The 26,692-nt window shown below is 70.8% G+C and carries 21 protein-coding genes; 6 read left to right on the top strand and 15 right to left on the bottom strand.

The window, feature by feature from the left end; translation table 11 throughout:
- Window positions 1-226 precede the first annotated feature (226 nt).
- Both HJD23_RS17120 and HJD23_RS17115 read left to right on the top strand, forming a co-directional pair.
- The gene (locus HJD23_RS17120) at window positions 227-1,138 is read left to right on the top strand and encodes a BadF/BadG/BcrA/BcrD ATPase family protein (protein ID WP_171118598.1); all 912 of its coding nucleotides are present in this window, start codon (window positions 227-229) and stop codon (window positions 1,136-1,138) included.
- Window positions 1,139-1,283: 145 nt separating this feature from the next.
- Window positions 1,284-5,654, top strand: a complete 4,371-nt coding sequence (locus HJD23_RS17115; RefSeq protein WP_171112664.1) for a glycoside hydrolase family 38 C-terminal domain-containing protein — start codon at window positions 1,284-1,286, stop codon at window positions 5,652-5,654.
- Between the two features lie 14 nt (window positions 5,655-5,668).
- On the opposite strand, the gene HJD23_RS17110 is transcribed toward HJD23_RS17115, so the two are convergent.
- The 3 genes from HJD23_RS17110 to HJD23_RS17100 form a co-directional block, all read right to left on the bottom strand.
- Window positions 5,669-7,144 carry a glutamate-cysteine ligase family protein gene (locus tag HJD23_RS17110; RefSeq protein WP_171112662.1) on the bottom strand — a complete coding sequence of 492 codons (1,476 nt, stop codon included), beginning with the start codon at window positions 7,142-7,144 and terminating at the stop codon, window positions 5,669-5,671.
- Between the two features lie 62 nt (window positions 7,145-7,206).
- Window positions 7,207-7,461 (bottom strand): EF-hand domain-containing protein, encoded by a 255-nt coding sequence (locus tag HJD23_RS17105; RefSeq protein WP_171112661.1) that lies wholly within the window; start codon window positions 7,459-7,461, stop codon window positions 7,207-7,209.
- Window positions 7,462-7,502: 41 nt separating this feature from the next.
- Complete coding sequence (locus HJD23_RS17100; protein ID WP_171112659.1) at window positions 7,503-8,291, bottom strand: DUF4253 domain-containing protein; 789 nt, start codon at window positions 8,289-8,291, stop codon at window positions 7,503-7,505.
- A gap of 342 nt (window positions 8,292-8,633) precedes the next feature.
- Here HJD23_RS17100 and HJD23_RS17095 point away from each other — a divergent pair, with 342 nt between their 5' ends.
- Window positions 8,634-8,993 (top strand): DUF805 domain-containing protein, encoded by a 360-nt coding sequence (locus HJD23_RS17095; protein WP_171112657.1) that lies wholly within the window; start codon window positions 8,634-8,636, stop codon window positions 8,991-8,993.
- Between the two features lie 53 nt (window positions 8,994-9,046).
- On the opposite strand, the gene HJD23_RS17090 is transcribed toward HJD23_RS17095, so the two are convergent.
- Together HJD23_RS17090 and HJD23_RS17085 are read right to left on the bottom strand one after the other, a co-directional pair.
- Window positions 9,047-9,292, bottom strand: a complete 246-nt coding sequence (locus tag HJD23_RS17090; RefSeq protein WP_171112656.1) for a DUF397 domain-containing protein — start codon at window positions 9,290-9,292, stop codon at window positions 9,047-9,049.
- Window positions 9,289-10,116 (bottom strand): helix-turn-helix transcriptional regulator, encoded by an 828-nt coding sequence (locus tag HJD23_RS17085; RefSeq protein ID WP_171112654.1) that lies wholly within the window; start codon window positions 10,114-10,116, stop codon window positions 9,289-9,291. Before HJD23_RS17085 ends, HJD23_RS17090 begins: the two co-directional genes overlap by 4 nt.
- Before the next feature lie 112 nt (window positions 10,117-10,228).
- On the opposite strand from HJD23_RS17085, the gene HJD23_RS17080 reads away from it, so the two are divergent.
- Window positions 10,229-10,645, top strand: a complete 417-nt coding sequence (locus HJD23_RS17080; RefSeq protein ID WP_171112652.1) for an ATP-binding protein — start codon at window positions 10,229-10,231, stop codon at window positions 10,643-10,645.
- Here the strand turns inward: HJD23_RS17080 and HJD23_RS17075 are convergent.
- The 5 genes from HJD23_RS17075 to argS form a co-directional block, all read right to left on the bottom strand.
- Window positions 10,623-12,629: a vWA domain-containing protein gene (locus HJD23_RS17075; protein ID WP_171112650.1), complete on the bottom strand. Its 2,007-nt coding sequence runs from the start codon at window positions 12,627-12,629 to the stop codon at window positions 10,623-10,625. The genes HJD23_RS17080 and HJD23_RS17075 overlap by 23 nt on opposite strands.
- Window positions 12,626-13,915 (bottom strand): hypothetical protein, encoded by a 1,290-nt coding sequence (locus HJD23_RS17070; RefSeq protein ID WP_171112648.1) that lies wholly within the window; start codon window positions 13,913-13,915, stop codon window positions 12,626-12,628. The genes HJD23_RS17075 and HJD23_RS17070 overlap by 4 nt, the downstream gene beginning before the upstream one ends.
- Complete coding sequence (locus HJD23_RS17065) at window positions 13,912-15,747, bottom strand: hypothetical protein (protein WP_171112647.1); 1,836 nt, start codon at window positions 15,745-15,747, stop codon at window positions 13,912-13,914. The genes HJD23_RS17070 and HJD23_RS17065 overlap by 4 nt, the downstream gene beginning before the upstream one ends.
- 3 nt (window positions 15,748-15,750) lie before the next feature.
- Window positions 15,751-16,953, bottom strand: a complete 1,203-nt coding sequence (locus HJD23_RS17060) for a hypothetical protein (RefSeq protein WP_240980730.1) — start codon at window positions 16,951-16,953, stop codon at window positions 15,751-15,753.
- Between the two features lie 112 nt (window positions 16,954-17,065).
- Window positions 17,066-18,835 carry an arginine--tRNA ligase gene (argS, locus tag HJD23_RS17055; RefSeq protein WP_171112643.1) on the bottom strand — a complete coding sequence of 590 codons (1,770 nt, stop codon included), beginning with the start codon at window positions 18,833-18,835 and terminating at the stop codon, window positions 17,066-17,068.
- Window positions 18,836-18,972: 137 nt separating this feature from the next.
- On the opposite strand from argS, the gene lysS reads away from it, so the two are divergent.
- Window positions 18,973-20,718, top strand: a complete 1,746-nt coding sequence (gene lysS, locus HJD23_RS17050; protein WP_171112640.1) for a lysine--tRNA ligase — start codon at window positions 18,973-18,975, stop codon at window positions 20,716-20,718.
- A 109-nt stretch (window positions 20,719-20,827) separates the two neighbouring features.
- Here lysS and HJD23_RS17045 read toward each other — a convergent pair whose 3' ends face one another.
- From HJD23_RS17045 to HJD23_RS17035, 3 genes are all read right to left on the bottom strand, one after another.
- Window positions 20,828-22,066, bottom strand: coding sequence for a DUF2637 domain-containing protein (locus HJD23_RS17045; protein ID WP_171112638.1), 1,239 nt, complete (start codon window positions 22,064-22,066; stop codon window positions 20,828-20,830).
- Window positions 22,067-22,233: 167 nt separating this feature from the next.
- Complete coding sequence (locus HJD23_RS17040; protein WP_171134038.1) at window positions 22,234-23,079, bottom strand: DUF3558 family protein; 846 nt, start codon at window positions 23,077-23,079, stop codon at window positions 22,234-22,236.
- Window positions 23,080-23,173: 94 nt separating this feature from the next.
- The gene (locus HJD23_RS17035) at window positions 23,174-24,019 is read right to left on the bottom strand and encodes a DUF3558 domain-containing protein (RefSeq protein ID WP_171112636.1); all 846 of its coding nucleotides are present in this window, start codon (window positions 24,017-24,019) and stop codon (window positions 23,174-23,176) included.
- A gap of 168 nt (window positions 24,020-24,187) precedes the next feature.
- On the opposite strand from HJD23_RS17035, the gene HJD23_RS17030 reads away from it, so the two are divergent.
- A complete protein-coding gene (locus tag HJD23_RS17030; protein WP_171112634.1) occupies window positions 24,188-25,381 on the top strand; it encodes an RtcB family protein in 1,194 nt (397 codons plus the stop codon).
- Between the two features lie 108 nt (window positions 25,382-25,489).
- On the opposite strand, the gene HJD23_RS17025 is transcribed toward HJD23_RS17030, so the two are convergent.
- Window positions 25,490-26,260 (bottom strand): SDR family NAD(P)-dependent oxidoreductase, encoded by a 771-nt coding sequence (locus tag HJD23_RS17025; protein WP_171112632.1) that lies wholly within the window; start codon window positions 26,258-26,260, stop codon window positions 25,490-25,492.
- 61 nt (window positions 26,261-26,321) lie between these two features.
- Window positions 26,322-26,657, bottom strand: a complete 336-nt coding sequence (locus HJD23_RS17020) for a YnfA family protein (protein ID WP_171112630.1) — start codon at window positions 26,655-26,657, stop codon at window positions 26,322-26,324.
- Between the last annotated feature and the right edge of the window lie 35 nt (window positions 26,658-26,692).

Genomic DNA, 26,692 nt, shown 5'->3' with positions numbered 1-26,692 from the left:
AACGAACCCGTGGCGTACGCCCGCCACGCTCACCGAGGTCCGTCCCGGGGCCTCCCGACCGACCATCCTCGTCCGTAGAACAGTTGACCCTGTCACGGTTCGCCCGCCGTGCGCAGCATGTCCCAGGCGGCTGCTGCGATGCGAACAAGGCGAAAGAGGCTCCGTGCAGGACTCCACACCATCCGCGCAGGACTCCACGGGGTCCGTGCATGACTCCACCGGGTCCATGCAGGGCGGCCCCGCACCACTCGTCCCACTCGTCGTCGCCATCGACGTGGGTGGCACGAAGACCCATCTCCGCGCCTGCTCGGGCACGGACGTCGTCGTCGACACCGTCCGTCCGAGCAGCGGCTGGCGGCCGCACGATCCCGGTGAGGCCGCGCAGTGGCTCGCCGGGCTCGTCCGGGAGGCCCTGCCCGCGGGGGCCAGGCCCGCATCCGTCGCCGTCGGGGCGCACGGCTGCGAATCCCCGCGCCAGGGCGCCCTCCTCCACCAGGCGCTCGGCGCCCATCTCGATGTGCCCCGGCGCATCGTCAACGACGCCGAACTCCTCGTCCCCGCCCTCGGCCTCAAGCAGGGCGTCGGTCTGGTGGCGGGCACCGGCTCCGTCGCCGTCGGGCATCTCGCCGACGGGACGCTGGTCCGGGTCGGGGGCTGGGGCGCCGTCCTCGGCGACGAGGGCAGCTCGGCCGGGACCGTGCGCGAGGCGGCACGTGCCGTCTGCGCCGCGCACGACCGGGGCGATCCTCCCGATCCCCTCGCCCGCCAGCTGCTCGCGGCCTTCGGGGTGGGCGAAGTCCCGGCGATCGGCGCGGCGCTGGAGTCCGCGTCCGACGTCTCGGCGGACTGGGGCCGGCACGCCGACGCCGTTTTCAGCGCCGCCGCAGCCGGCTCCGGCCTCGCCCACGATGTGATCGCCGCGGGAGGGCGGGCGCTGGCCGCGCTCGTGACACGGCTCGCCGACCGCGGGGCCGCCGTGGACGACGTCGTCGTGGCCGGCGGAGTCATCCTGAACCAGGCCGCCCTCTACAGTGCACTCGATGACGCGCTCGGCCGGGAGCTCCCCGGCACCCGACTGCACCCGCTGCGTGTGCCGCCCGTCGAGGGTGCCGTCGAACTGGCCCGCGCTCTGCTGTAGCCCGTCGCCCGGACGCACCCTCGCCGTGGGCACCCCACGGACCCCCACAGGACGCACCAGCCGCAGGGCACACCGCCCGTGACGTACGACCGGTGACCAGCCGCCTTCGATCAGCCCGTACAGACACCGAAAGGCCCACGCCAGCATGCGGATCAGCGACGTCCGGTCCACCGACCTCTTCGTCGGTACGCAGCAGTCCCCCCGCCAGGTCGTACGTGTGACCCTGCAGGGCGGGACCGGCCGCGTACGGGTCCGGGTCGAAGGGCCGACGGTCAGCACGCCGGAACCGGCGCTGATCGCCGCACCCGGGTCGGGACGGGAGGCCGTCGCCGAGGTCGGGGTCGTCTTCTCGGCCCCGGCCCCCGCCGGATCGCTGCACCGGGTCACCACGATCGCCGAGACCGCCGAGGACTCCGGCGCCCACCGCTGCACCGCCGAGGCGACCGTCACGGCCGAGGAAACCGGCTGGACCATGTGGATGGTCTCCCACTTCCACTACGACCCGGTCTGGTGGAACACCCAGGCAGGCTTCACCGAAGTCCGCCACGAACTCCCCGATCTGCCCTGGGTGGACCGGCTCCGCCCGCCCCATGTGCGCAGCGCCTTCGACCTCGTACGTGCCCACCTCGACTCGGCCCGGCACGACGACGACTACCGCTTCGTGCTCGCGGAGATCGACTATCTCAAGCCGCACTGGGACGCCTTCCCACGCGACCGGGCCGACCTGCGCCGCTTCCTGCGCGACGACCGGATCGAACTGGTCGGCGGCAGCTACAACGAGCCCAACACCAACCTCACCCACCCCGAGTCGACGATCCGCAACACCGTCTACGGCATCGGCTACCAGCGGGACGTACTCGGCGGTGATCCGCGTTCCGGGTGGCTGCTCGACGTGTTCGGTCACGACCCGGCGCACCCCGGGATCATGGCCGACGCCGGACTCGACTCCAGCGCCTGGGCGCGCGGCCCCTTCCACAACTCCGGGCCCATCGGGCATACCGGGGACATCGCGCGGATGCAGTTCCCCAGCGAGTTCGAGTGGATCGCGCCCAGCGGTCGCGGCGTCCTCACCCACTACATGGGCGCTCACTACACCGCCGGCTGGGCCATCCACCGGACCGACTCGCTCGAGGCCGCGATGGTGGCCGCGTATGACCAGTACGCGCAGTTGAAGAAGGTCGCCGCCACGCGCAATGTGATGCTGCCGGTGGGCCACGACCACAACGTGCCGTCGCGCTGGTGCACCGAGATCCACCGGGAGTGGGCCAAGCGCTATGTCTGGCCACGCTTCACGATGGGCCTGCCGCGGGACTTCTTCGCGGCCGTGCGGCGTGAGGCGGAGTCCCCGTCCCGCTCGCGTACGACGAGCGTGATCACGCCGCAGACCCGTGACATGAACCCGGTCTTCACCGGCAAGGACGTCTCGTACATCGACACGAAGCAGGCGCAGCGGGCCGCCGAGACGGCCGTACTCGACGGGGAACGGCTCGCCGCCCTCGCAAGCCTCTTCGGCGAGCGCTTCCCCAGCGAGGCACTCGACAAGGCGTGGCGCCTCCTCGCCTATGGTGCGCACCACGACGCCGTCACGGGCACCGAGTCCGACCAGGTCTATCTCGATCTCGCCGACAACTGGCGTGAGGCGTACGAACTCGGCGACAGGGTGCGGACGGACGCGCTGGGGCAGCTCGCCGCCCGCACCGACACCCGCGGCAGCGCGCACACGTCGGGGCGGCCCCTGCTGGTCGCGAACACCCTCTCCTGGGAACGGGACGGGCTCGTCACCGTGGACGGTGCGGCAGGCGCAGAGGTCCGGGACGAGGCCGGGCGGCCTGTGCCCTCGGTCACCGAAGGCTCCGCTCTCTCCTTCCTCGCCCGGGGCGTACCCTCGCTCGGCCACCGCGTCTACCAGCTGGTCGAACCCGAACCGGCTACCACCGGCTGGGCCCTCGTCGCGGACGCCACCGCCATCGAGAACGAGATCTTCCGGATCGAGGCCGACCCCGACCGCGGCGGTGCGCTGAGCCGCATCTCCGATCTGCGCACCGGCCGCGAACTCCTCCGCCCGGGCGGCCTCGGCGGCGAACTGACCCTGCAGGACGAGTACACGACCCACCCCGTCTGGGGCGAGGGCCCCTGGCATCTGCTCCCCAAGGGGCCCGGCACGGGCACCGGCGCCCGGCCCGCCACCTCCGTACGCGTCGAGCGCTCCGCCGTCGGCGCGCGGATCACCACCGAAGTGCGCCTGGACACCCTGCGGTTCACACAGACGGCCACCCTCCTCCAGGGCAGCTCCCGCATCGACTTCCGTACCCGCGTGGACGGCTCCATCGGTGAGGACAGGCTGCTGCGGGTCCGCTTCGACCTCGACCTGCCCGGCACCCTGCCGGTCTCCGAGGTCGGATTCGCCGCGATCGGGCGGCCTTTCGGCTTCCCGGAGACCGACACCGCCGAGCACCTGTGGACGCTGGACAACCCCGCACACACCTGGGCCGGGCTCTCCACGACCGCCCGCATCGCCCTGCATCCGGCCGACTCGGCCGACTCCGCCACCGGTGACGGCAGCGGGCGCAGCACGCTGTCGCACGCCATCGGCGTCGCCGAAGTGATCACCCCCGAACACCATGATGTACGCCCCCTCCTCGCCGCTCTCGTGGCCCAGGGCGTGACCGCAACCTGCACACGCCCGGACGGCCCGCGCCACGGGTCTCTCGACGCGGACTCCAACCTCCCCGACATCAGAGTGGCACCCGGCACTGACAACGCCTTCGCCGAACGCGTCCTGGCCGCCACCGGAGCGGACGAAGCCGCCTACCGGGCGGCCCTCGCCACACACGGCCGCGTCTTCGTGCCCGCGGCCCGTACCCGCCGCGAAGCCTGGGTGCCCGGCGCCGACCTGCGCGGCCCGCGCGATCTCCCGGTACTGATCGTCAGCGACACCGACGCCCTCACCGCCGACCTCTCCGACGCGGTGATCGACGTCCCCGTACCCGGCGGCCTGCCCACCACGGCCGAACCCGCCGACGACTATTCCGCCGCCCTGGTCAATCACGGCACCCCCGGTTCCGTCGCCACCACCGACGGCACCCTCTACCTCTCCCTCATGCGTTCCTGCACCGACTGGCCCAGCGGCGTCTGGCTCGACGGCCCGCGCCGCACCGCCCCCGACGGCAGCAGCTTCGCCCTCCAGCACTGGACGCACGACTTCCACTACAGCCTCGTCGCCGGACCGGGCGGCTGGCGCCGGGCAGGCTTCGTACGCGCCGGACGCGAGGCGAACCATCCCCTGCTCGCCCTGCCCACCACTCCCTCCGACGGCGAACTCCCGCCCCGCACCTCCCTCCTGACCGTCGAACCGGCGAACGTCGTGCTCTCCGCGCTCAAGCCGCGCGGCAACCCCATGGCCTCCGGCCTCCCCGGCGACACCGACCCCGCCACCGACGGCCTGGTCATGCGCCTGTACGAGTCGGAGGGCCGGCCGGTGACCGCGCGGGTCCGCCTGCACGGCGGACCCGGCGGGTTCACGGCCGGTGAGGCCACGGACCTGCTGGAACAGCGCACGGTACGACCGCTGACCGCCGACGAGGACGGTTCGCTGAGCATCGGCCTGGCGGCGGCGGACGTCGCGACGATCGCGGCCCGCCCCGGCCTGTCCGGCCGCTCGGGCCTGTCCGCCTCCGACCCGGCCCCGTCCCGGTCGGACCGGCCCACATCGGAACCCGATGGCGGCGGCCCGGCCCGCGAACCCGTCCAGCCCGTCTTCACCCGCTACTGGCTGCACAACACAGGCCCGGCCCCCCTCGGTCATCTCCCGGTCAGCCTCCGCCTGGAGCGCACCGAACGGCTCGGCGAGGGCGCTGAGGCGGGGGAGGCCGGCGAGCCCGCGGGCAGCACGAAGAGCGAGGCGTCTTCAGCGGGAGCCGCGGAAACCGTACGCATCACCGTCGCGACCTCCGTCCTCCCGGCCAGGGGCACTGTCTCCCTGTGCGTCCCGGCGGGCCTCACCGCGGCAGCGCACGCGCCACTCCGGTACGACCTGGCTCCGGGCGAGTTCGCGGAGTTCGACATCACCGTGCGGCCGGAGAAGGGTGCGGCACCGGGCACGTACTTCGTGGCGGCCCGCATCCTCGACGGTATCGGCCAGATCCTGGAGGACGCGCTGCCCGTCGCCGTCGGGGGAGGCTCAGAGGTCGCTCCCTTCGGCATCGACCTCTCCCACCCCGCGCCCGATCGCCTCGTCCTGCGCCTGACCGGCCACGCGCTGAGCGAAGTCCGCGGTGAGGCCCGCATCATCAGCCCGTACGGCACGTGGGGCGCCCCCGGCGACGCCGTCGCGATCAGGCCCCGGATCCAGGGATTCACCGTGTCCCCGAGAGCCGTGACGGAACTCCACTACGCCGTGACGCACCGCCCCGGCGACACCAGCGACCGCGGCGGCGCCTGGTGGGCGCTGGCCAAGGTCTCCGCCTTCGGCACCGTCCAGTACTCGGCCACCGTCCCCGTGACGGCATCTCCCTGACGGCCGGGCTCCCGTCAGTCGACCGGCCAGGTGTGGGCCGGGGCGTTGAGGTGCATGTAGTCGATGTACTGCTGCGTCATGCGGCGCAGGGCCTCGTGGCGGCCGGGGGCGGATGCGGTTGCCTGGTGGAACATCTCCTTCTGCCAGACCGCTCCGTTGCGGGCCGTGACGCAGCGCTGTTCGATGATGCCGAGCAGGGGTTCTCGCCAGGCCTCGTCCATGCCGGAGTGCTCCAGGCCCCGGTGGGCGAGGGGGAGCAGGCGCCGCAGGACCAGTTCGGGGGCGGGGACCTCGCCCATGCCGGGCCAGTACAGCAGCGCGTCCATGCCGTGGCGGGCCGCCGTGTGCAGGTTGTCCTCGGCCGCCGCGAAGGACATCCGGGACCACACCGGGCGTTCCTCCTCCACCAGGGCGCGGGTGAGGCCGTAGTAGAAGGCGCCGTTGGCGAGAGTGTCGGCGACGGTCGGGCCGGCGGGCAGGACGCGGTTCTCCACCCGGACGTGCGGCTTGTCGTGGGCGATGGCGTAGACCGGGCGGTTCCAGCGGTAGATCGTGCCGTTGTGCAGGGTCAGTTCACCCAGTTCGGGGATGTCGCCCTGCTCCAGCGTCTCCAGGGGATCCTGCTCGTCGCACAGCGGGAGGAGTGCCGGGAAGTAGCGGATGTTCTCCTCGAAGAGGTCGAAGACGCTGTTGATCCATCGCTCCCCGAACCAGACCCGGGGCCGCACGCCCTGCACCTTGATCTCCTGCGGGCGGGTGTCGGTTGCCTGTTCGAAGAGGGGGATGCGGGTCTCGTGCCACAGTTCCTTGCCGAAGAGGAACGGTGAGTTCGCGGCCAGTGCGACCTGGATGCCGGCGATCGCCTGTGCCGCGTTCCAGTAGCCGGGGAACTCCTCCGGGGAGACCTGGAGGTGGAACTGCGTGCTGGTGCACGCCGCTTCCGGCGTGATCGTGTCGGCGTAGGTCCGCAGCCGGTCGACGCCGTCCACCTCGATGTGGAGGTCCTCGCCCCGGGCCGCGAAGACCTGGTCGTTGAGCAGCCGGTAGCGCGGGTTCTCGGACAGTGCGCACTCGCCGACGTCCTGCTGTCGGAGGGTGGGGAGGATGCCGATCATGATCAGGTGCGCGCCGACCGACCTGGCGCGTTCGTCGGCGTGGTTGAGCGCGGCGCGGACCTCGGACTCCCAGGAGTCGGGGCCGCCCTCGGTCAGCCGGCGGGGCGGGACGTTGATCTCCAGGTTGAACCGGCCCAGCTCCGTCGACCACGCCGGGTCCGCGATCGCCTCCAGTACGTCGCTGTTGCGCATCGCCGGCTCGGCGTGATCGTCGACCAGGTTCAGCTCGATCTCCAGCCCCACCTGCGGCCGCCCGGATTCGAAGCGCGCCTCGCGCAGCATCAGCGCGAACGCGTCGAGGCACCTCTGCACCTTGATCCGGTACCGGCGGCGGTCCTCCCGGGTGAAGACCACCGCCGGGACGTCGCGTCCCATCGGGCCTCCCGAGCTGACTCGGACTGCTCCTGACTCCAGCCTCGCACCAGCTGGGCGAGATGTCAGCGCCAGCCGAACCGGCGGTCCACCACCGCCGAGAACTCCTCCAGGGTCAGTACGGCGTCCCCGTTCTGGTCGGCCGCGTCGAACAGCGCGGAGGAGGCGTCGGCGTCTCCCAGGCCCCAGAACGGCAGCAGCCCCGAGGCGGCGAGGGTGGGGCCCTTCGTCCGCAGGGCGATGATCACCTCTTCGCGGGTCAGGGTCCCGTTCTCGTCGAGGTCGAGCGCCTCGAACAGTTTCCGTGCCTTGTCGCTCACGGTGTCGTCCTCATTCCTGGCAGGCCGTGCGGGCCGGTGGCTCAGTCCCACCAGAAGGACCAGATTTCCAGGTCCATCAGTTGCTCGGCGTAGGCATCGAGGGACGGTGTGCTGCTCTGGTTGATGTTGTCGGGGCAGAACGCGTAGTGCTCGACCGCCACCGCCTGCGCTTCGGCGGGGGTGGTGGGCGGTGCCGCGACCGAGAGGATCAGCTGGTCGAAGGTGAGGGCGACGACGCGTATGCCGAAGCGGTCCTCCCAGGAGCGTAGTACCGCGCACAGGCGCGCCACGTCGTCCTCGTGGTTCACGGGGCCCGACCAGCCGATCGCCGCCGGGATGTCCGCGCTGCGGCGGGCGGGGACGAGGGCGACGCGGGGTTCCTTGAGCCAGGTTCCGTCCGTGAGGAGGTGGTCGGCTATCTCCGTGGCCAGGGTGTCGGCGTCGGGGGAGGCGGCTTCTGGTTGGGGTTCGGGTGCCAGGCCCGGCCAGTCGTCGTCCTCCGTGTCCTCCCAGTACTCGGCCAGTACCTCTTCGGGGTCGTGATCTCCGGGGTACGAGGTCTCGCCGGGCGCCAGTTCCCAGGCCTCTGGGCCGCCCTGGCCGCCGCCGACGTCTATGAGCAGCGGTAGCAGGCCCGCGGTGCGGCGGGCCGGTGCCAACGCCATCCAGTCACCGGGGGTCGCGGGCTGCTCGGCGTGCCACAGCAGCGGCTCGTGCCAGCGGCCTTCGCCCGTGACATCGATCAGTGTCCCGGGCTGGAGCGTGAGACCGAGGGAACGGCCGCTCGGGTCGGTCGCCAACGTGGGCAGCGGGTTCGGAAGAGTCGCCATGTCGGTGACTGTAGAGGTGGCCACTGACAACGGGCCTGGAGCGGAGTGCCGGGGCGGGGCGGTCAGGCAACGGTTCGAGATCGTTCCAGCCTCGAAGCGGCGTAGGAGCGGCAACGGATCGCACACGGTTCGGTGGCTACTGGGTGCCGTGGCCGGTGATGTTGGTGGGATGTGTCCGGAAAACGACGGCTGCTCGTCGTCCGGAGTGCGCGGTCGGCGTCGGCCAGCGGGCTGAGCAGGGCGTATCTATCGCGTTGACGGGACCGCGTCAGCTACGTACGGTCTGCGTCTGGCCGGATCCGATCGGTGAGGCTTCCGTACATCGATCCCTGGGGGGATGCAATGCACTGGTTCGTCGAAGTCGTCAAGAAGTACGCGGTGTTCAGCGGGCGTGCGCGTCGCAAGGAATACTGGATGTACACGCTGTTCTACATGATCATCGCCATCGTGCTGGCGATCGTCGACGCCACCGTCCTCGGCTCGCAGATCCTCAGCCTCATTCTGGCCGTCGGGCTCCTGCTGCCCAGCCTGGGCGTCACCGTACGGCGGCTCCACGACACCGGTCGTACGGGCTGGTGGATCCTCATCGGGATCGTTCCGCTCGTCGGCTCCATCGTGCTGCTGGTCTTCCTCTGCCTCGACGGCGAGACGGGCGCCAACAAGTACGGCGAGAACCCGAAGTTCGCTCCGGCCCAGGCCTGACGCACGGACGCACAAGCCCTGGCCGCCCGGTTCCTCCGGGCGGCTTTCGGCGTTCAGCGGGCGGCGAACTTTGTGAACGCCGTCCAGGTGGCGGGGGTGACGTGGAGGGTGGGGCTGTCGGCTGCCGGGTTCTTGGAGTCGCGGATGTGGATGGTGTGGGGGCAGGCGGCGACTTCCAGGCATGCGCCGCCTTCGTCGCCGCTGTAGCTGGACTTGCGCCAGGTGTAGGCGACTTCCAGGCATTGCCCGCCTTCGCTGCTGCTGTAGGACGACTTGAACCACTGGTGTGCGGCGCTCATTGCTCTCCTAGCAGACGGTCCAGCAGGCTCCTGGAGTCCTCGATGGTGAGGGCCTGCGTCCGCAGCATCGCATACTTGCGCGACAGGATGGACACCTCATTTGGGTCGGAGACCCACTGGCTGCCGCGCTGCGACTCGGTGTAGGCGAGGTGCTGATGGTCGGGTGTCTCCAGCAGAGTGAACGAACCCGCGTCTCCTGCGTGTGACGTGCGGTTCAGCGGCAGGATCTGGAAGGACAAGCCCGGGAGTTCTGACTGCTCGCGCAGGACCCGCAGTTGGGCGCGGTGCGTTTTGGGGCCGCCGGTCGGCGTGAGCAGTGCCGGCTCCCAGACCACGAAGCTGAGGGTCGGTGGAACCTTGCGGTGCAGGATCTCCTGGCGCCTCAGGCGGGCCTCGATCTTCGTCTCCAACTCGTCCGGGTCGTACGGCGGGATGCGGCCGCCGAGCAGCGCGCGGACGTGCGCCTCGGTCTGGAGCAGCCCGGGCACCACCAAGGCGTCGTACCACGACAACGCAATGGCCTCCTGCTCATGCTGGATGTACAGCTCCGCCCACATCGGGAACTGGTCGATCTCCGGGAGGTTGTCGACGCCCGCCTCCAACAGGCCCTTCAGATCCAGCACTTGGTCCAAGTGGACGGCGAGGTCCGGAGTGAGTCGGCGTCTGCCCTGTTCGATCGAGGCGATGGTCTCCTCGTCGACGTTGGCGATCTCGGCCAGTGAGCGCTGGGTGAAACCAGCCGCGCGGCGGCCGGCGCTGAGCTGTGCGCCGAGCATCTTCATGGCCGTCAGGTTCTTCTTCCGCGGCGGCTTCTTGGCGTTCATGATGTTCAACTCCCCACGCGTGCCCGTGCGCGACCCCGTGTGAAGCCGTACAGAGAATCTGTACGGTCTCACACACTGATCAACGCTAGTGACTCTGCGCGACATTCGTCCCGTGAATGTCGAAGTTGAACTCCCCTACCAGCGCGATCAGTTCTACGCCCGCCACCGCCGGTCCGTGCCCGCCGCCCGGCAGTTCACGTCGTGGTCCCTCACGTACTGGGGGCTTGCCCAGTGGGAGCGGGCCGAGGACGTGGCCGTGTGCGTCAGTGAGCTGGCCACCAACGCCCTGCTGCACGGCGTACCGCCGGGGCGGGGCTTCCTGTTGCGCGTGCGGTACGACGGGGACGTACTGCGGGTCGAAGTGCACGACAGCGGGGACGGTGTGCCGCGGGTTGCCGACGAGGCCGACGAGGGCGGGCGGGGGCTGCTGCTCGTGGCCGCGCTGAGTGACAAGTGGGGCGTGGGCGAGCGTGAACTCGGCAAGGTGGTGTGGTGCGAGTTCGGGATCAGTCGTAGCCCTGCGATTTGATGCGGATCCCCCCTGCGGCGGCCGGGCTGCCCTGCGCGGCGGGTGCCGGGTCCTCCGGTGCGGCCGGCTCCGGGTCGGGGGCGGCGTTGAGTATCGCGTGCGCCTCGTTGAGCAGGGCCGCCAGGTCGCGGACCAGGCCGAGTTGCAGGGCGTGCCAGGCGTCGGCGTCGTCCTCCAGTGGGGCGTAACTGCCCGTGTGCTTGTGGATGATGCCGCCCGCGATGCGGTTCCGCTCGGCGCGTTCCTCCATGTCGCGGTCGTGGTGGTAGAAGTTGCGCAGTTCGTGAAGCTGCGACATGCGGCCGTCCCAGAAGGGGGCCGCGAGCTGGGGCAGGTCCAGTACCTTCGCGGGATCCTTCTTGGGGATGCGCAGCGGTCCGTGCAGGCGCTCGTTGAAGACCTGGTACGCCACCGACAGCCAGGCCGTGAAGTCGGCGCGGTCGGCGCACTGGCGGCGCAGGCGGGCCAAGTCGTCGAGCGGTGAGGAGCGGAGCAGCTGGTAGCCGAGGCGGGCCCGGGACGCATCGCAGACCCTGCTGTAGGCGACCAGGGCCTCTTCCACCGATGCCTCCCAGGTGCGCCGCTGCCGGGGGTCGGTGGCGGCGCGGCGCTGGGGCTCGGCCGCCAGTTGTTCGGGGGTGAGCTGGAGCGCGGGCAGGCGGGGGCGGGCCGGACGGCCCACGGCTCGTACGACTCCGCTGCCCAGCTCGGCGAAGTACTTCTCCAGGACGTCCAGGCCGCCGATGCGCTGCCGGTCGCCGCCCGCGACCGTCACCAGCTCGCCCAGCATGCGGTGGTTGGGCACCATGCTCTCGTGGGCCTGCGGGGTCCAGCCGGGGTGGTGCCGCTGGGACTGCCACCAGCGGTCGAACAGGGCCTCGTCGCTGATGCCGACCGCGTGCAGGCGGATGCCCAGGCCCGCGTGCAGGTCCTCCATGAGCGACACCGGGTCCTGGGTGCCGGAGACGGACTCGCCGCTGCGTTCGTCGGGGAGCGGCGCGAAGTGCGCGCCGTCGCTGACCAGGACGACGAGGCGCTCGTTGCCGGGGACGCCGTAGCGGTGGAGGAGTTCACCGGCCTTGTGCAGCGCCTTGCCGATGTCCGTACCGGACTGGCGGTAGTTGAGCAGGGACACGGCCTCGCGCAGTCGCTGGACGGAATGGGGGTCCGAGACCTCCTCCATGCCCCAGCGGCTGGGGAACATCGGTTCGTGGTCGTGGTCGAAGCGGACCAGGGCGAAACGGGTGCCCACGCCGTCGTAGCGCATCCGGGCGTCGATCATGGCGCCGAGCGCGTCCTTGAGGGCGTGCATCCGGGAGATCGTGGTGCGGCTGGTGCTGGTGCGCAGACGGCTGAGCCAGTTGCCCTCGTCGCCGGCCGTGGCGGGAATGTCCTCGATGCTCATCGAGCCGCTGCAGTCCGCCAGCACCACGATGTCCACGCCGCTGCGCTCGCCCGGCGCGAAGAGGGTCAGCCGGGTCTCCGGGCCGACGCGCAGGAGGCCGCGGAGCGCCTGGCCGCCGTGGTCGAGGGCCTGGCGTACCCGGAAGAGGGTGCCGGAGGCGTCGACCCAGACGTCGGGGGACGCCTCGAAGCCGTGCGCGAAGACGTGGCCGCTGAGGAGCGGGGAGCCCTGCAGAATGGTCGTCGCTTCGTCGAGGGACGGGCCCGGGGGGAGTTCGAGTTCGAGTACGGCGGGGGTGAGGGCGTCCGCCGAGCCGAGCTCCCAGCCCTCCTCGGGCGTGACGCGGTGCTCCTGGACCAGGGCGGCGGGGGCCACGACCACGTCGGCGGGAACGCCGGACGCGGGCAGGAGTCGTACCGCCACCGAGCGGGTGCCACCGGTGTCGTGCACCTGCAGGACGCCCGCCGACTCCTCCGTCAGCCGGGACGGGGAGACGGCGAGCCGGTTGTCGGCGACCAGGCCCGGGCCGGTCGCCGTGACCAGGCGGGTGTCGGCCGCCGAGAGCTTGAAGGCAGTCATCCCTGCTCCACTTTGATCTTCACGCCCACGCGTTGCTCCAGTTGTTTGACGGCCGAACCGCCCTTCCCCTTGAAGAGGCCCTGGAGGTGCTCCGGCACCTTGACGAACAGGATCCCGCTGCGCGGCCGGAAGTCGGAGAACTGCACCGCGGCGGCGAGTTCGTGCCGGCCGCCGCGGCGCAGTTCCTGTACCAGGCGGTCGAAGTGGCCGCGTCCCTCGACGTGTTGCTGCCGGAAGCGTTCGACGTCCTCGCGTCGTGAGGCGCGGTGCCCGGCGAGCAGCTCCAGGGCGGTCGAGAGGTTCGTGTCGCGCGGGGTGCGGGCGCGCAGGCCCTGTTCGAGGGTGGTGAAGAGGCGGTCGACGGCCTCCATGTCGAGCACGGTCCTGCGGGTGTTGATCAGGATGTGCCGCACGATGCTGATGCGCGGCAACGGCACCCGGCGACGGGTCGCCGACCTGCCGCGGCCGCTGCGGGCCACGGTGCCGGCCAGGATGATGTCGATCAGGCCCTCGGGCGGCGTCGAGGAGAGCTGCTGGTGGTGCCGGGTGCACAGGGCGAGGCCTCGGTTGTAGGAGCCGTAGACCTGCCAGCGCCGGGCGTGGTCGGCGCAGATACGGCGGCCGCACGGCTTCATCGCCGACAGCGTGCGGTGTTCGCAGCGGATGTAGCCGGAGCCGGTGCAGCGCTCCTGCTCGCACGCCGGGAAGCGCTCGGCGTAGCAGTCCTCGCAGTAGGCGACGGTGGGGTCACCGGGGTGGCGGCGCAGATGCGCCTCGCACCAGGCCTTGCGGGTACGGCAGCGCGGGCCGCCGCAGTAGGCGACGGCCTTCGTGCCGCACCGGCACGCGGGCGTGTGGCTCACACAGGAGGCGCGCAGGCTGCCGTCCAGGAAGACGGCGTGCGCCTCACAGACCCGGCCGATGCGCTGGCCCTCGTCACAGCCGGGGCACTTGTAGGGCGCGTAGGTGGTGGTGTGTGCCGCCCGACAGGTGGTGCAGGTGTTCCGGATCTCGGGGGGCTCCAGGACCCCCCGGATCGCGAAGTGCGTGGCCGGGCCGAGCGGGCGCGGTGCGGCGGCGGGGTCCAGGAACCAGACGCCGACCTCGCCCTCGTCGCCCAGGTCGAAGCGCACTCGGGGCCCGGCCAGGGGGTCGAGGGTCAGGACGGCCGGTTCGAGGCGCTCCCACAGCGCCACGCACTCGTCCGTCGACCGGGGGACGCGCCGGAAGTCCCGCAGGTCGAGGGTGACGGGTACGACCGGGGCGGCCTGGGTGGGCAGGGTCATCGGTCGGCCTCCTCACGCGGAGCCACGAGCAGTACCTCGACCGTTCCGCGCTTCTCGTCCTCGCGGGCGGTGTAGGCCGTGTCGGTCAGCAGGATGTGCCGTACACCGCCGGGCGCCCGGCCCATCCTGCGCAGTGCGTCGCGTACCTTGGCGCGGTCCTGCGCGGGCAGGTCCCAGTGCAGCAGCGCCACACCCCGCTCGCCCGCGGTGCGTACGGCGCCGGCCGCCGCGGTGTCGTCCCACGACGACAGCGGCTCCTCGCACCGGACCCGCTGCCCGGCCTGCGGCCGCAGCACCCGCCGCAACGCCCGCGCCTCGTCACGGCCACGGGAGCGCAGCGGCCGGGTCAGGTCGAGGGCGCCGCCGGTGCGGCAGTAGGAGCGGAGGGCGTCCAGGACTTCGGGGGCGGGGATGTCGGGTTCGGCGATGCGGTCGAGGAGCTGGTCGGCGGTGAGGGGTGCCGGGCGGTGCGGCTTGTGGCGCGACTCCGGCTTCTCGTTCTTCCGTGGCCCTTGCTTCTGATGTGGCTTCTGGTGCGCCTTCTGGTGCGGCTTCTGGTGCGGCTTCTGGTCCCGCTGCGGCGCGGGCTCAGTGACGCGATCCGTGAGCCAGATGCGGGCGGCTGCCCAACTGCCGGGTTTCAGTGCCCGGTTCGCCGCGCTGAGATGGTCCGTGGTCAGCCAGTCGGGCGTGCCCAGGCCCTGGGTGAGGCGTTCGGGGGCGAGGGCGGTCCGATCGTCGGTGTGCCAGCGGGTCAGCAGGTCGTTCTCGTTGCGTACGAAGCCGGAGGCGGCCGCCGACTCGGCCAGCTCCACACCGATGAACAGCGGGGCCAGTTCATCGACGGTGGCGTCCAGCTGACGGAAATAGGGGAGCAGCTCGCCCAGCAGCGCCCGCACCGCGCGGCCGGCGGGCTGTGTCCTCGGCGGCCCCTCGACGCGCTTGCCCTGATCGACGCGGAGTTCGGCGGCGAGGCCGTGCGCGACGGCCCGGGCGCGGTTCTGCTCGACCAGGGACTGCGGCACCTGACGTACCCGCCGTCCCGTGCGTTCCAGGTCGCGTGACCACATGGACAGGGCCTGCACGAGCAGCGCGTGGGCCACCGTGGCGGCGACGGTGACCTGGGCGTCGAACAGCCGCAGCGTGACATCGCCGTCGGCGCCCGCCTCCGGCACCCCGAGCGGACTGACGTCCATGGCCTCCAGGCGGCCGACCCGCTCCTCCTGGCGCAGCCTGGTGCGTACCCGCTCCAGGTGCTCCGGCGAGCAGGAGTCGAGGTAGCGGGTGCTGACCTGGTCGAACGAACGGGAGAGCCGGGCCGAGCCGCCGGGTGCGACGCCGCCGGGGCCGTACAACTGGCGGCCGGTCAGGGCGATGAGGGGCGCGGTGTGTTCTCGTACGAGATTGGTGAGCAGCTCGCGCTGGACCGGGCTCAGCACCTCGGCGGAGTGCAGGTCGGCGCAGAGCCCGGCGGTGGGGTCGGGCTGCTGCTGCCAGCCGGTGGGCAGGAGCAGGCCGCCCCGGCGGTGGACCTCGGCCGCGACCTGGGCGACGGACGCGGCCAGAGCTCCCGCCGTGTGGGCCCGGGATGCCCGGTCGTGCAGCGAGACGCGACCGGTGTCGATCCACAGCGCGGCGGAGACGCGCGCGCTTCCTCGCAGGCAGTACGGCCCGCCGGACGGGCCCGCGGGGAGCAGCGGAGGATTGGCCAGCAGCGCGGCGACCAGCTCCGCGGCACCCCGTCCGGGGCCGTTCTCGGGGACGTACACGCTGTATCCCTTGGCGATCCGCTGCCTGAGCGGACCGGAACGGTAGAGCGCGACCAGGGCCATGACTCAGTCCTCCGCCCTGTCCCACACCGTGTCGGACACCAGGCCCCGCAGTGGCGGGAGCAGTACGAACGCCGAGACCGTGAGCAGCAGCGCCACGACGGTCGTGACGAGAAGCGTCCAGGGTCCCGGCGTACCCCACAGCGCCCCGGCCGCGTACGCGACGCCGAACGGCAGGCCCACCGCCGACAGCAGGCCCAGCGCTACCGACGTCCGGCGGGAGCGGGCCGCCTCCACATAGCGGGCCGTCTCGGCCAGGCCGGCTCCGCTGTGCGCCAGCAACTGCTCCAGGCGGTGCTGTTCCTGGAAGCGTTCGAGCAGTTCGTTGGCCTTGCCCCGGGAGGTGATGTGGGACGACCACAGGGCGCGGCGCAGCTCGATCAGGCGGCCTTCCAGGCGGAGCAGGCGCTTCGCGTCGGACTCGCGCGCGGTGAGCGCGGAGACGGTGTTGGCGAGGGAGTTGGCGCCCAGGTGCTGGAGCCGGCCCAGCAGGAACACATCGAGGTAGATGGTGTGGACGTGGTGGGCGGCCGTGGCGTGGAACGTCTCCTCGCCGCCGGGATCCGGGGAGAGGCCGACGAACGCGGCCCCGTCCCGCAGCACCAGCGCCTGCCAGTCGGCGGAGAAGCGGACCCGGCCGGCGAACAGGCCGGTGTCCTCGGGGTCGGGGGCGAAGCGCTCCAGAGGGCTTCGGGAGGCCAGCAGCCACAGCCACTGGTCGTGTGTGCTCCACGACGCGTACGCGGCGGGCATCACCGTGGGCGGCGGCCCCTGGGGGAACGTCACGTGGGCCAGGGTCCAGGCGCGGCTCGCCCCGTCGGCGACCCGTACGCCCCTCGGCAGGAGCTTCGCCAGACGGGCGTGGTCGGTGGGGAGGGCGGCGAGGGCGGCCAGCTCCGCCGACGGGTCGTCGCCCAGGCGGACGTGCAGCACGCAGAGGCCCGCGTCGCGGTCCGGCAGACCGGCGGCGGCGGGCACGCGGAGTAACTCCATGGCCTCCACGGTGGGTTCGTCCCCGTCCGGCGGGCGGCGCAGATGCCAGCGGGCCGGGCGGGCCGGGGTGCCGAACAGGGACTCGCCGACGCGCGGTTCGAAGTACGTCAGACGCCGGTCGCGGTCGGCGGCCGACCCGTCGGTGAGCAGCGCGGGCAGCGGGCCTTCGGCCCACTCCGCGGGCAGCTGCTCCGCCGCCAACCCGACATCGAACACGACGCACGACGAACTCCGCCGCGCCGTCCGTCCCCCGGACATCCGCAGTCCCCCTCGACGACCAATGGCCTCAAAAGGTAACAGTACGAGGGCCGTTGGATGGTCGAGTAGGTCAGAGACGCTCAGGCGTCCTGATGCCCAGCAGGGCCATGCCCTGGTGCAGGGTGCGGGCCGTGATGTCGCAGAGGAACAGGCGGTTCTCGATGTGCGCCGGAGTCTCGGCCTTCAGGACCGGGCACTTGTCGTAGAACGACGTGTACAGCGACGCCAGCTGGTAGAGGTACGCCGCCAGCTTGTGCGGGGCGTACTCCGTCGCCGCCTCCGCGACCGTCTCCGCGAACGCGTCCACGTGCAGGCCCAGTGCGCGCTCCGCCTCGTGCAGCTCCAGCTCCGGGTGGGCCTGCGGGCGGGACTCGCGGGCCTTGCGGAGGATCGACTGGATACGGGCGTACGCGTACTGGAGGTAGACCGACGTGTCGCCGTTCAGCGAGACCATCTGGTCCAGGTCGAACTTGTAGTCCCGGTTCGCCGAGGTGGACAGGTCGGCGTACTTCACCGCGCCGATGCCCACCTGGGCGCCGCGCTCGGCGATCTCCTCCTCGGAGAGGTCCTGGGCCTTCTCCCGTACGACGGCGGAGGCGCGGTCGATCGCCTCGTCGAGGAGGTCGACCAGCCGGACCGTCTCGCCCTCACGCGTCTTGAACGGCTTGCCGTCCTTGCCGAGGACCGTGCCGAAGGCCAGCTGGTACGCCTTCACGTCGTCGTTCAGCCAGCCCGCCCTGCGGGCCGTCTCGAAGACCATCTTGAAGTGCAGGGACTGGCGGGCGTCCACGACGTAGATCAGGCTGTTCGCCTTCAGGTTGAAGACGCGGTCGCGGATCGCGGACAGGTCCGTCGCCGCGTAGCCGTAGCCGCCGTCCGACTTCTGCACGATCAGCGGGACCGGCTTGCCGTCCGGGCCCTTGATGTCGTCGAAGAAGACGCACAGGGCGCCCTCCGAGCGGACGGCCACTCCCGATTCCTCCAGGAGGCGGCAGGTCTCCGCGAGCATGTCGTTGTAGCCGGACTCGCCGACGATGTCCGCGTCGCGGACCTCCATGTCCAGCTTCTCGAAGACGGAGAAGAAGTAGATCTTCGACTCGTCGACGAACTTCTGCCACATGGCGAGCGTGTGCGGGTCGCCGGCCTGGAGGTCGACGACACGGCGGCGCGCCCTGGTCTTGAACTCCTCGTCGGAGTCGAACAGCTTGCGGGCGGCCTTGTAGAGGCGGTCGAGGTTCGACATCGCCTCCTCGCCGGAGACCGCGGTGTCCTCGGTGCCGGCCTTGTGGTCCAGCTCGTGCGGGTGCTCGTCGAGGTACTGGATGAGCATGCCGAACTGGGTGCCCCAGTCGCCGATGTGGTGCCGGCGGACGACGTTCTCGCCGGTGAACTCCAGGAGCTGGACGACCGAGTCGCCGATCACCGCGGAGCGGAGGTGGCCGACGTGCATCTCCTTCGCCACGTTCGGCTGGGCGTAGTCGATGACCGTCGTGCCGGGACGCTCCGCCTGGGGTACACCGAGACGGTCCGTGTCGGCGTACCGGGCCGCGAGGTTCTCGATGATCGACTTGTCGGTGATCGTGACGTTCAGGAAGCCGGGGCCAGAGACCTCGATGTCCCTGATCACATCACCGGTGGCCACCCGGGCGACGACCTGAGTCGCCAGGTCACGAGGGTTCGCCTTCGCCTTCTTGGCGAGCGCCAGAATGCCGTTCGCCTGGAAGTCGGCCCGGTCGCTACGTCGCAGCAGCGGGTCCGCGGTGGTCTCCGGCAGGGCCGCGGAGATGGCGGAGGCGAGCTGCTGGTTGACGGAGTCGCTGAGGGACGTGACCGGGGCCATAGGAATGGGTGCCGTTCTCCTCGTGGGGATGGATAGACACGGTCAGTATCCCATGGGGGGTAAAGCGGTTTTCCCGGGCGCGATGCGGTCTGGGAGAATGGAGAACCTTCACCACAGCTCTCAGGAAAAAAGAGGACGTGCCGATCGTGGCTCTGAGCACCGAGACCACCGACTGGGTCTCCCGTTTCGCGGACGAGGTCATCGAGGAGTCGGAGCGTCGGGCCCCGGGCAAACCCGTCGTCGTCGCGTCCGGGCTCTCGCCGTCCGGTCCCATTCACCTGGGCAACCTCCGCGAGGTCATGACCCCGCACCTCGTCGCCGACGAGATCCGGCGGCGGGGCTACGAGGTGCGGCATCTGATCTCGTGGGACGACTACGACCGGTACCGGAAGGTGCCCGCCGGTGTCGCCGGGGTTGACGCGTCCTGGAGCGAGCACATCGGCAAGCCGCTGACCTCGGTGCCGGCGCCCGCGGGGTCGTCGTACCCGAACTGGGCCGAGCACTTCAAGGCGGCCATGATCGAGTCGCTGGCCGAGCTGGGCGTCGAGTTCGACGGGATCAGCCAGACCGCGCAGTACACCTCCGGGGTGTACCGCGAGCAGATCCTGCACGCGATGCGGCACCGGGGCGAGATCGACGCCGTGCTCGCGCAGTACCGGACCAAGCCGAAGGCGCAGGCCAAGAAGCCGCAGCAGAAGGCCGTCGACGAGGCGGAGATCGAGGCCGCGGAGGGGTCGGGGGCGGCGAGCGAGGACGACGGCAGCTCCGGTGCCGCCGGGTACTTCCCGTACAAGCCCTACTGCGGCAACTGCGAGAAGGACCTCACCACCGTCACCTCCTACATCGACGACACCACCGAGCTGTCGTACACCTGCAACGAGTGCGGCTTCGCCGAGACCGTCCGGCTGAACGAGTTCAACCGCGGCAAGCTGGTCTGGAAGGTCGACTGGCCGATGCGGTGGGCCTACGAGGGCGTGATCTTCGAGCCGAGCGGTGTCGACCACTCGTCCCCGGGGTCCAGCTTCCAGGTGGGCGGCCAGATCGTCGGGATCTTCGGCGGCAAGCAGCCGATCGGGCCCATGTACGCGTTCGTCGGGATCTCCGGGATGGCGAAGATGTCGTCCTCGCGGGGCGGGGTGCCCACCCCGGCCGACGCGCTGAAGATCATGGAGCCGCAGCTGCTGCGCTGGCTGTACGCCCGGCGCAGGCCCAACCAGTCGTTCAAGATCGCCTTCGACCAGGAGATCCAGCGGCTCTACGACGAGTGGGACAAGCTCGACGCCAAGGTGGCCGACGGTTCCGCGCTGCCTGCGGACGTGGCCGCGCACTCGCGTGCGGTGCGCACGGCCGCCGGTGAGCTGCCGAGGACGCCACGGCCGATGCCGTACCGGACGCTCGCGTCCGTCGCCGACATCACCGCCGGGCACGAGGACCAGGCGCTGCGGATCCTCAGCGAGCTGGACCCCGACAAGCCGCTCGGCTCGCTGGACGAGGTGCGTCCCCGGTACGGCAAGGCCGAGGCGTGGATCAACACGCACGTGCCCGCCGACCAGCGGACCATCGTGCGCGAGGAGCCCGACGTCGAGCTGCTGAAGTCGCTCGACGAGGCGTCCCAGCGGTCGATCCGGCTGCTGCTCGACGGGCTGGCGGACCACTGGTCGCTGGACGGCCTGACGCACCTCGTGTACGGGGTGCCCAAGGTCCAGGCGGGCTTCCCGGCCGACGCCACGCCGAAGGAACTGCCGCCGGAGATCAAGACGGCCCAGCGGGCGTTCTTCGCACTGCTGTACCACCTGCTGGTGGGCCGGGACACCGGGCCGCGGCTGCCGACGCTGCTGCTGGCGGTGGGGCAGGAGCGGGTACGGGCCCTGCTCGGGGAGTAGGACAGACAACCTCGGGGAGTAGGACAGACAACCTCGGGGAGTAGGACAGACAACCTCGGGGAGTAGGACAGAGAACAGAGAGGGGCCCTCGAGCGAGGGCCCCTTCGTCCTACGCGATGTGGTCTTCTTCCAGTTCCGTGTAGTGGCGGTTCGTGAAGTCGTTGACCAGGCGCTTGGCCTCCGTGCCGTCGAGGCGGATGCCGAACTCCGCCTCGATGTTGTCGATGAGCTGGTTCGGGGTCGGGTAGCTGCCGTTGATCGACTGCTTGAAGACCTGGTAGAACGACTCGTCGTCCGGCTGCGGGGGCGGGGTGCCGCCGCCTTCGCCGAGTTCGCGCGTGCGGCCCGGGCCCACCGGGATGGGGAACGTGCCGGTGTCCTCGGGGGAGGGCTCGGGGACCGGCGGGGGTTCCTCGTACTGCTGCTGGTACTGCTGGGACTGCTCCGCCTGGCGCTGCTCCTCGTACCACTCGGCGTACGCGGCCTCCGGGTCGTAGTTGGGGTCGTAGCCGCCGTGGTACTCGATGGTCTGGGGGTCGCGGGCGTGTAGCCAGGGGTTCTGGTGCTCCGGCTGGTCGCGTTGTACGGGGTCCTGGTTGTTGTGGCGTTGGGGGCGCTGTTCGCCGGGGGGTGCCGTTGCTGACTCCAGGGCGTGCTGCTGTGGCACCGGGGGTATCAGCGTCGGCTCGATGCCCGCCGCCGCCAGGCCCGACGGGGCCGTGTCCGCGAGGGGGACGCCGTACTTGGCCAGGCGGAGCGGCATCAGGGCCTCCACCGGGGCCTTGCGGCGCCAGGCGCGGCCGTAGCGGGAGCGGAGGCGGGCCTGGTAGACGAGACGTTCCTGCTCCAGCTTGATGACCTGGTCGTAGGAGCGGAGCTCCCACAGCTTCATGCGGCGCCAGAGGAGGAAGGTGGGGATGGGGGAGAGCAGCCAGCGGGTGAGGCGGACGCCCTCCATGTGCTTGTCGGCCGTGATGTCCGCGATGCGGCCGATCGCGTGCCGGGCCGCCTCCACCGAGACCACGAACAGGATCGGGATGACGCCGTGCATACCGACGCCCAGCGGGTCCGGCCAGGCCGCCGCGCCGTTGAAGGCGATCGTCGCCGCCGTCAGCAGCCAGGCCGTCTGACGGAGCAGCGGGAAGGGGATGCGGATCCAGGTGAGGAGCAGGTCCAGGGCGAGCAGGACGCAGATGCCCGCGTCGATGCCGATCGGGAAGACGTAACTGAAGTCCCCGAAGCCCTTCTTGACGGCGAGTTCGCGTACGGCTGCGTACGAGCCCGCGAAGCCGATGCCCGCGATGATCACGGCACCGAAGACGACCACGCCGATGAGAACGCGGTGCATCCGTGTCAGCTGAAGTGGCGCGGCCACCCGTATTTCCCCTCCCACTGCGTGTTGTTACGCGCCCAACAGAGTGGCACATGCGTACGGGGAACGGGTGGCCGGATCGTGTACGTCCGCCCTTCCGTGACACTTCCGGTGGCTGCCGGTGATCCGCCGGGTGGTCGGGGTCAGCTCTTCTTCGCGGGGCTTTCGGACGAAGTGGCCGACTTGGAAGGGGAGTCCGTGCCGCCCGGAGTCGCCGAGGCGTCCGTCCCGTTCGCCTTCGTGACCGCGGTCACCGCCTCCTTGGCCGCCTTCTTCGCCGCCTTCATCAGGTCGTCGGCGTCCGGCGTCTCGTCGCCGGCCAGGCCCGCGCCGTTGTAGTCGAGGGTGACGACGACGTTCTCGACGCGCGCCACGATCGTCTGCTGCTTGAAGGCGCCTTCCTTCTTCTTCAGGTCGTAACGCACGGCCGTCGCCTGGTCGCCGGTGCCGGTCAGCTGCTCGGCCTTGGTGTTCTTGGCGCCCTCGGTCGACTGGGCGTCGGTGACCTGCTTCTCGTAGTACTCCTGCGCCCGCTGCTCGCCCGCGCCGCGCGTGACGTCGGACTCGAAGCGCAGCAGGGAGACGCTCAGCCAGCGGAACTGCGAGCCGTCGACGCCGTTGTTGTCGAGGCTGTCCCAGGAACAGCCGGCCCGGGTCGACACATCGTCCGAGTCGGCTTCCTTGCCCGACTTGCCCGCCTCCGGGACCAGTTCCTCCAACGTCTTCGCCGACAGCACCTTGCACGGCTCGGGCAGCTCCGCGTACGCCGCCGCCTGCACGGTGGGCGAGGGGCTCGCGGACGCGCCCGCCGGGCTCTCCGACGCCTGCTTGGCGTCGGAGCCGGACCCGGAGCCGGAGTCCGAGGAGCAGCCTGCGGCGATCAGCATCACGGGGACGGCCGCCGCGCCGACAAGGACGCGGGTGAGGCGGCTGGCTCGCTGGCTGTGCTGGTCGGCTCGTGCTCGTCGCTGCATGGTTCCTTCACTCATGACGCTCGGGTAACGGGTCCGAGAGGTCACGGTACGCGGTGAGGGAAGTGCGCGGCCTCGGTTCCGCCTCTTCGCGCGGGGGCGCGAAGAGGCGCTACGCCGCGAGCGAATCGGCCAGCTGCGCGGCCAATTTCCGGGCCCTGTCCTGCATTTCCTTGCTGTCCGGTACGACTCCGACGGTCGCCGGCTGCTCCTCGTACTCGATGGTCACGATGACGTTGGACGTGCGGAACGCCACAGTCACCGTGCGCTGCTTGGCCGTCGAACCCGAGCTGCTCAGCTCGTCGTCGAGGAAGGCCTCGTCGGCGAGGCCGTCGAGGACGCGGGGTTGGAGGGCGGCGGGGGTTGCGCTGGAGGCGGGGCCGGTAGGGCTTGATGAGCCGCTGGTGGTGCCCGAGGGGGAGGTGGTGGCCGAGGGGGAGGTCGTCCCGCTCGGGGACTCGGTCTCGTCCGCCGTCGCGGTCTCGGTGTTCGTCTCCGTCGGTGTCGGCTCCGGGAGGTCCGCCGCCTCCTGCGCGGCTGCGAACAGCTCCTGCGCCCGGGCGTCGTCGCTGACCGTGTTGTCGTACGACACCACGCGCTCGAAGTCGATGAACAGGTGGTCCGTGGCGGAGCTGGACTCGACCTTCCAGCGGCAGCCGACCTTGCGGTCGTTGTCGTAGGTGAGCGTGGGCTTGCCCTGGTAGGCCTGCTCGCGCTGTTCCTCGTCGACGATCTGCTGGAGGCCGGGCAGGAGGGAGTCGAGGGTGTCCTCGCGGACCGCGCCGCACGGTTCGGGGAGGGTGCGGTAGCGGCCGGGTTCGGCCGCCGCCGTCGCCGTACCGGCGTTGTCGGAGTTGGCGCTGTCCGTGGTCTCGCCGCCGTCGGAGCCGCCGGTGCAGCCGGCCAGCAGGGCCGCGAGGAGCGCGGCGACGCCGGTTACGTACGCCTTCCGCTGCACGGTCAGGCTCCTCTCGCTGGTTAATCGCTTGCTGTGCCGGGGCTCGCCCCGGAGACAATGTGTATCGCACGCACTGCCGTGAACGCCGGTCCGTTGTCCTTTACGTCGACCTTGCGCCGGTTTTGCGTTTCGAGGCTTTTGATTTTCTTCCGGGGGAACGAGGACGTTATGTCGTATGTCGAGATACCGGGCGCGAAGGTGCCGATCCGTATGTGGACGGACCCCGCGACGGTCGAGGATGTGGCGCTGCAGCAGCTGCGGAACGTCGCGACGCTGCCGTGGATCAAGGGGCTGGCGGTCATGCCGGACGTGCACTACGGCAAGGGCGCGACGGTCGGGTCGGTGATCGCGATGCGGGGGGCTGTCTGTCCGGCGGCGGTCGGTGTCGACATCGGGTGCGGGATGTCGGCGGTGAAGACGTCGCTGACGGCGAACGACCTGCCGGGGGATCTGTCGCGGCTGCGGTCGAAGATCGAGCAGGTGATTCCGGTGGGGCGGGGGATGCATGACAGTCCCGTCGATCCGGGGCGGCTGTATGGGTTCGCGACCGGGGGGTGGGATGACTTCTGGGAGCGGTTCGACCGGGTTGCTGAGGCGGTCCGGTTCCGCAAGGAACGGGCGGCTGCGCAAATGGGGACACTTGGCCACGGGAATCATTTTGTCGAGATTTGCGTAGATTCATCTGGTTCGGTGTGGCTTATGCTCCACTCCGGTTCCCGGAACATCGGCAAGGAACTCGCCGAGCACCACATCGGCGTGGCCCAGAAGCTCCCGCACAACCAGGGCCTGATCGACCGCGATCTCGCCGTCTTCGTCACGGACACCCCGCAGATGGCGGCGTACCGACACGACCTGTTCTGGGCGCAGGAGTACGCCAAGTACAACCGCGCGATCATGATGGCGCTCCTGAAGGATGTGATCCGCAAGGAGTTCAAGAAGGCCAAGCCGGTCTTCGAGCAGGAGATCTCCTGCCACCACAACTATGTGGCGGAGGAGCGGTACGAGGGGATGGACCTGCTCGTCACCCGCAAGGGCGCGATCCATGCCGGTTCCGGGGAGTACGGGATCATCCCGGGCTCGATGGGCACCGGTTCGTACATCGTGAGGGGCCTCGGCAACGAGAAGTCCTTCAACTCCGCCTCCCACGGCGCCGGCCGGCGGATGAGCCGGAACGCAGCCAAGCGGCGCTTCTCGACGAAGGACCTGGAGGAGCAGACACGGGGTGTGGAGTGCCGTAAGGACTCCGGCGTGGTGGACGAGATCCCGGGCGCCTACAAGCCGATCGAGCAGGTCATCGACCAGCAGCGGGACCTGGTCGAGGTCGTGGCGAAGCTGCGGCAGGTCGTCTGCGTGAAGGGCTGACGTCAGTAGGTGAGCGCCACATCCACATGTGGCGCTCGCCGCGTTTCTCCTCGGCGCGTCGTCTCTCGTCCCGTCGTCTCTCGTCCCGGCGTCTCTCGTCGGGGTCCGTCACGGGGTCTCCCTGTGGACCTTGGTGTTCGACGCCTGGGCTCGGGGGCGGACGACGAGGAGGTCGATGTTGACGTGGCTCGGGCGGGTGATCGCCCAGGTGATGGTGTCGGCCACGTCGTCGGCGGTGAGGGGGTCGGGGACGCCCTCGTAGACCTTCGCCGCCTTGTCCTCGTCGCCGGCGAAGCGGGTCAGGGCGAACTCGTCCGTCTTGACCATGCCGGGAGCGACCTCGATGACGCGGACCGGCCGGCCGACGATCTCCAGGCGGAGCGTTTCGGCCAGGACGTGGGCGCCGTGCTTGGCGGCCACGTAGCCCGCGCCGCCCTCGTACGTCGCGTGGCCCGCCGTGGAGGAGACGACCACCACCGTGCCGTCACCGCTCGCCTCCAGCTTGGGGAGCAGCGCCTGGGTGAGGTTGAGGGTGCCGATGACGTTGGTCTCGTACATCTGGCGCCAGTCCGCCGGGTCGCCGGTGGCCACGGGGTCGGCGCCCAGTGCGCCGCCGGCGTTGTTCACGAGCACGCCGACCGTCTTGAAGGCGGTCGCGAACTCGTCCACCGCGGCGCGGTCGGTGACGTCCAGGGGGTACGCCGTCGCCTGGCCGCCGGTCGCGTTGATCTCCTCGGCCAGCGCCTCGATGCGGTCCTTGCGGCGGGCGGTGAGGACGACGCGGTAGCCCGCTGCCGCCAGCTGCCGTGCCGTGGCGGCGCCGATTCCGCTGCTGGCGCCGGTGACGACGGCGATACGGGAGGCTGCGGAGGGGGTCATACGGCTGCTCCTCGGTGGAGATCGGGTGCCTGGTCGCCAGGATAGGCAGGGGGCCGTCGGTTCAGTCGCCGCGGGGCGCGTACATGATCACTGCCATGCCCAGGAGGCAGATCAGGGCGCCCGTGATGTCCCAGCGGTCCGGGCGGTAGCCGTCCGCGATCATGCCCCAGCCGATGGAACCGGCGACGAAGATCCCGCCGTACGCGGCGAGGACGCGGCCGAAGTGGGCGTCCGGCTGGAAGGTGGCGACGAAGCCGTAGGCGCCGAGGGCGAGGACGCCGCCGGCGATCCAGAGCAGGCCGCGCTGCTCCCGGTACCCCTGCCAGACCAGCCAGGCGCCGCCGATCTCGAAGATCGCGGCGATGACGAAGAGGGCGGCGGAGCGGAGGACGAGCATGGCGTCAGCTTGGCATGCCGGGTGGGCGGAATAAG

Source organism: Streptomyces sp. Z423-1 (genome assembly GCF_013009255.1).
Taxonomy (GTDB): Bacteria; Actinomycetota; Actinomycetes; order Streptomycetales; family Streptomycetaceae; genus Streptomyces; species Streptomyces gossypiisoli.
The sequence above is the reverse complement of the archived record's forward strand: the minus strand, read 5'-3'. Positions and strand labels throughout refer to the sequence as shown.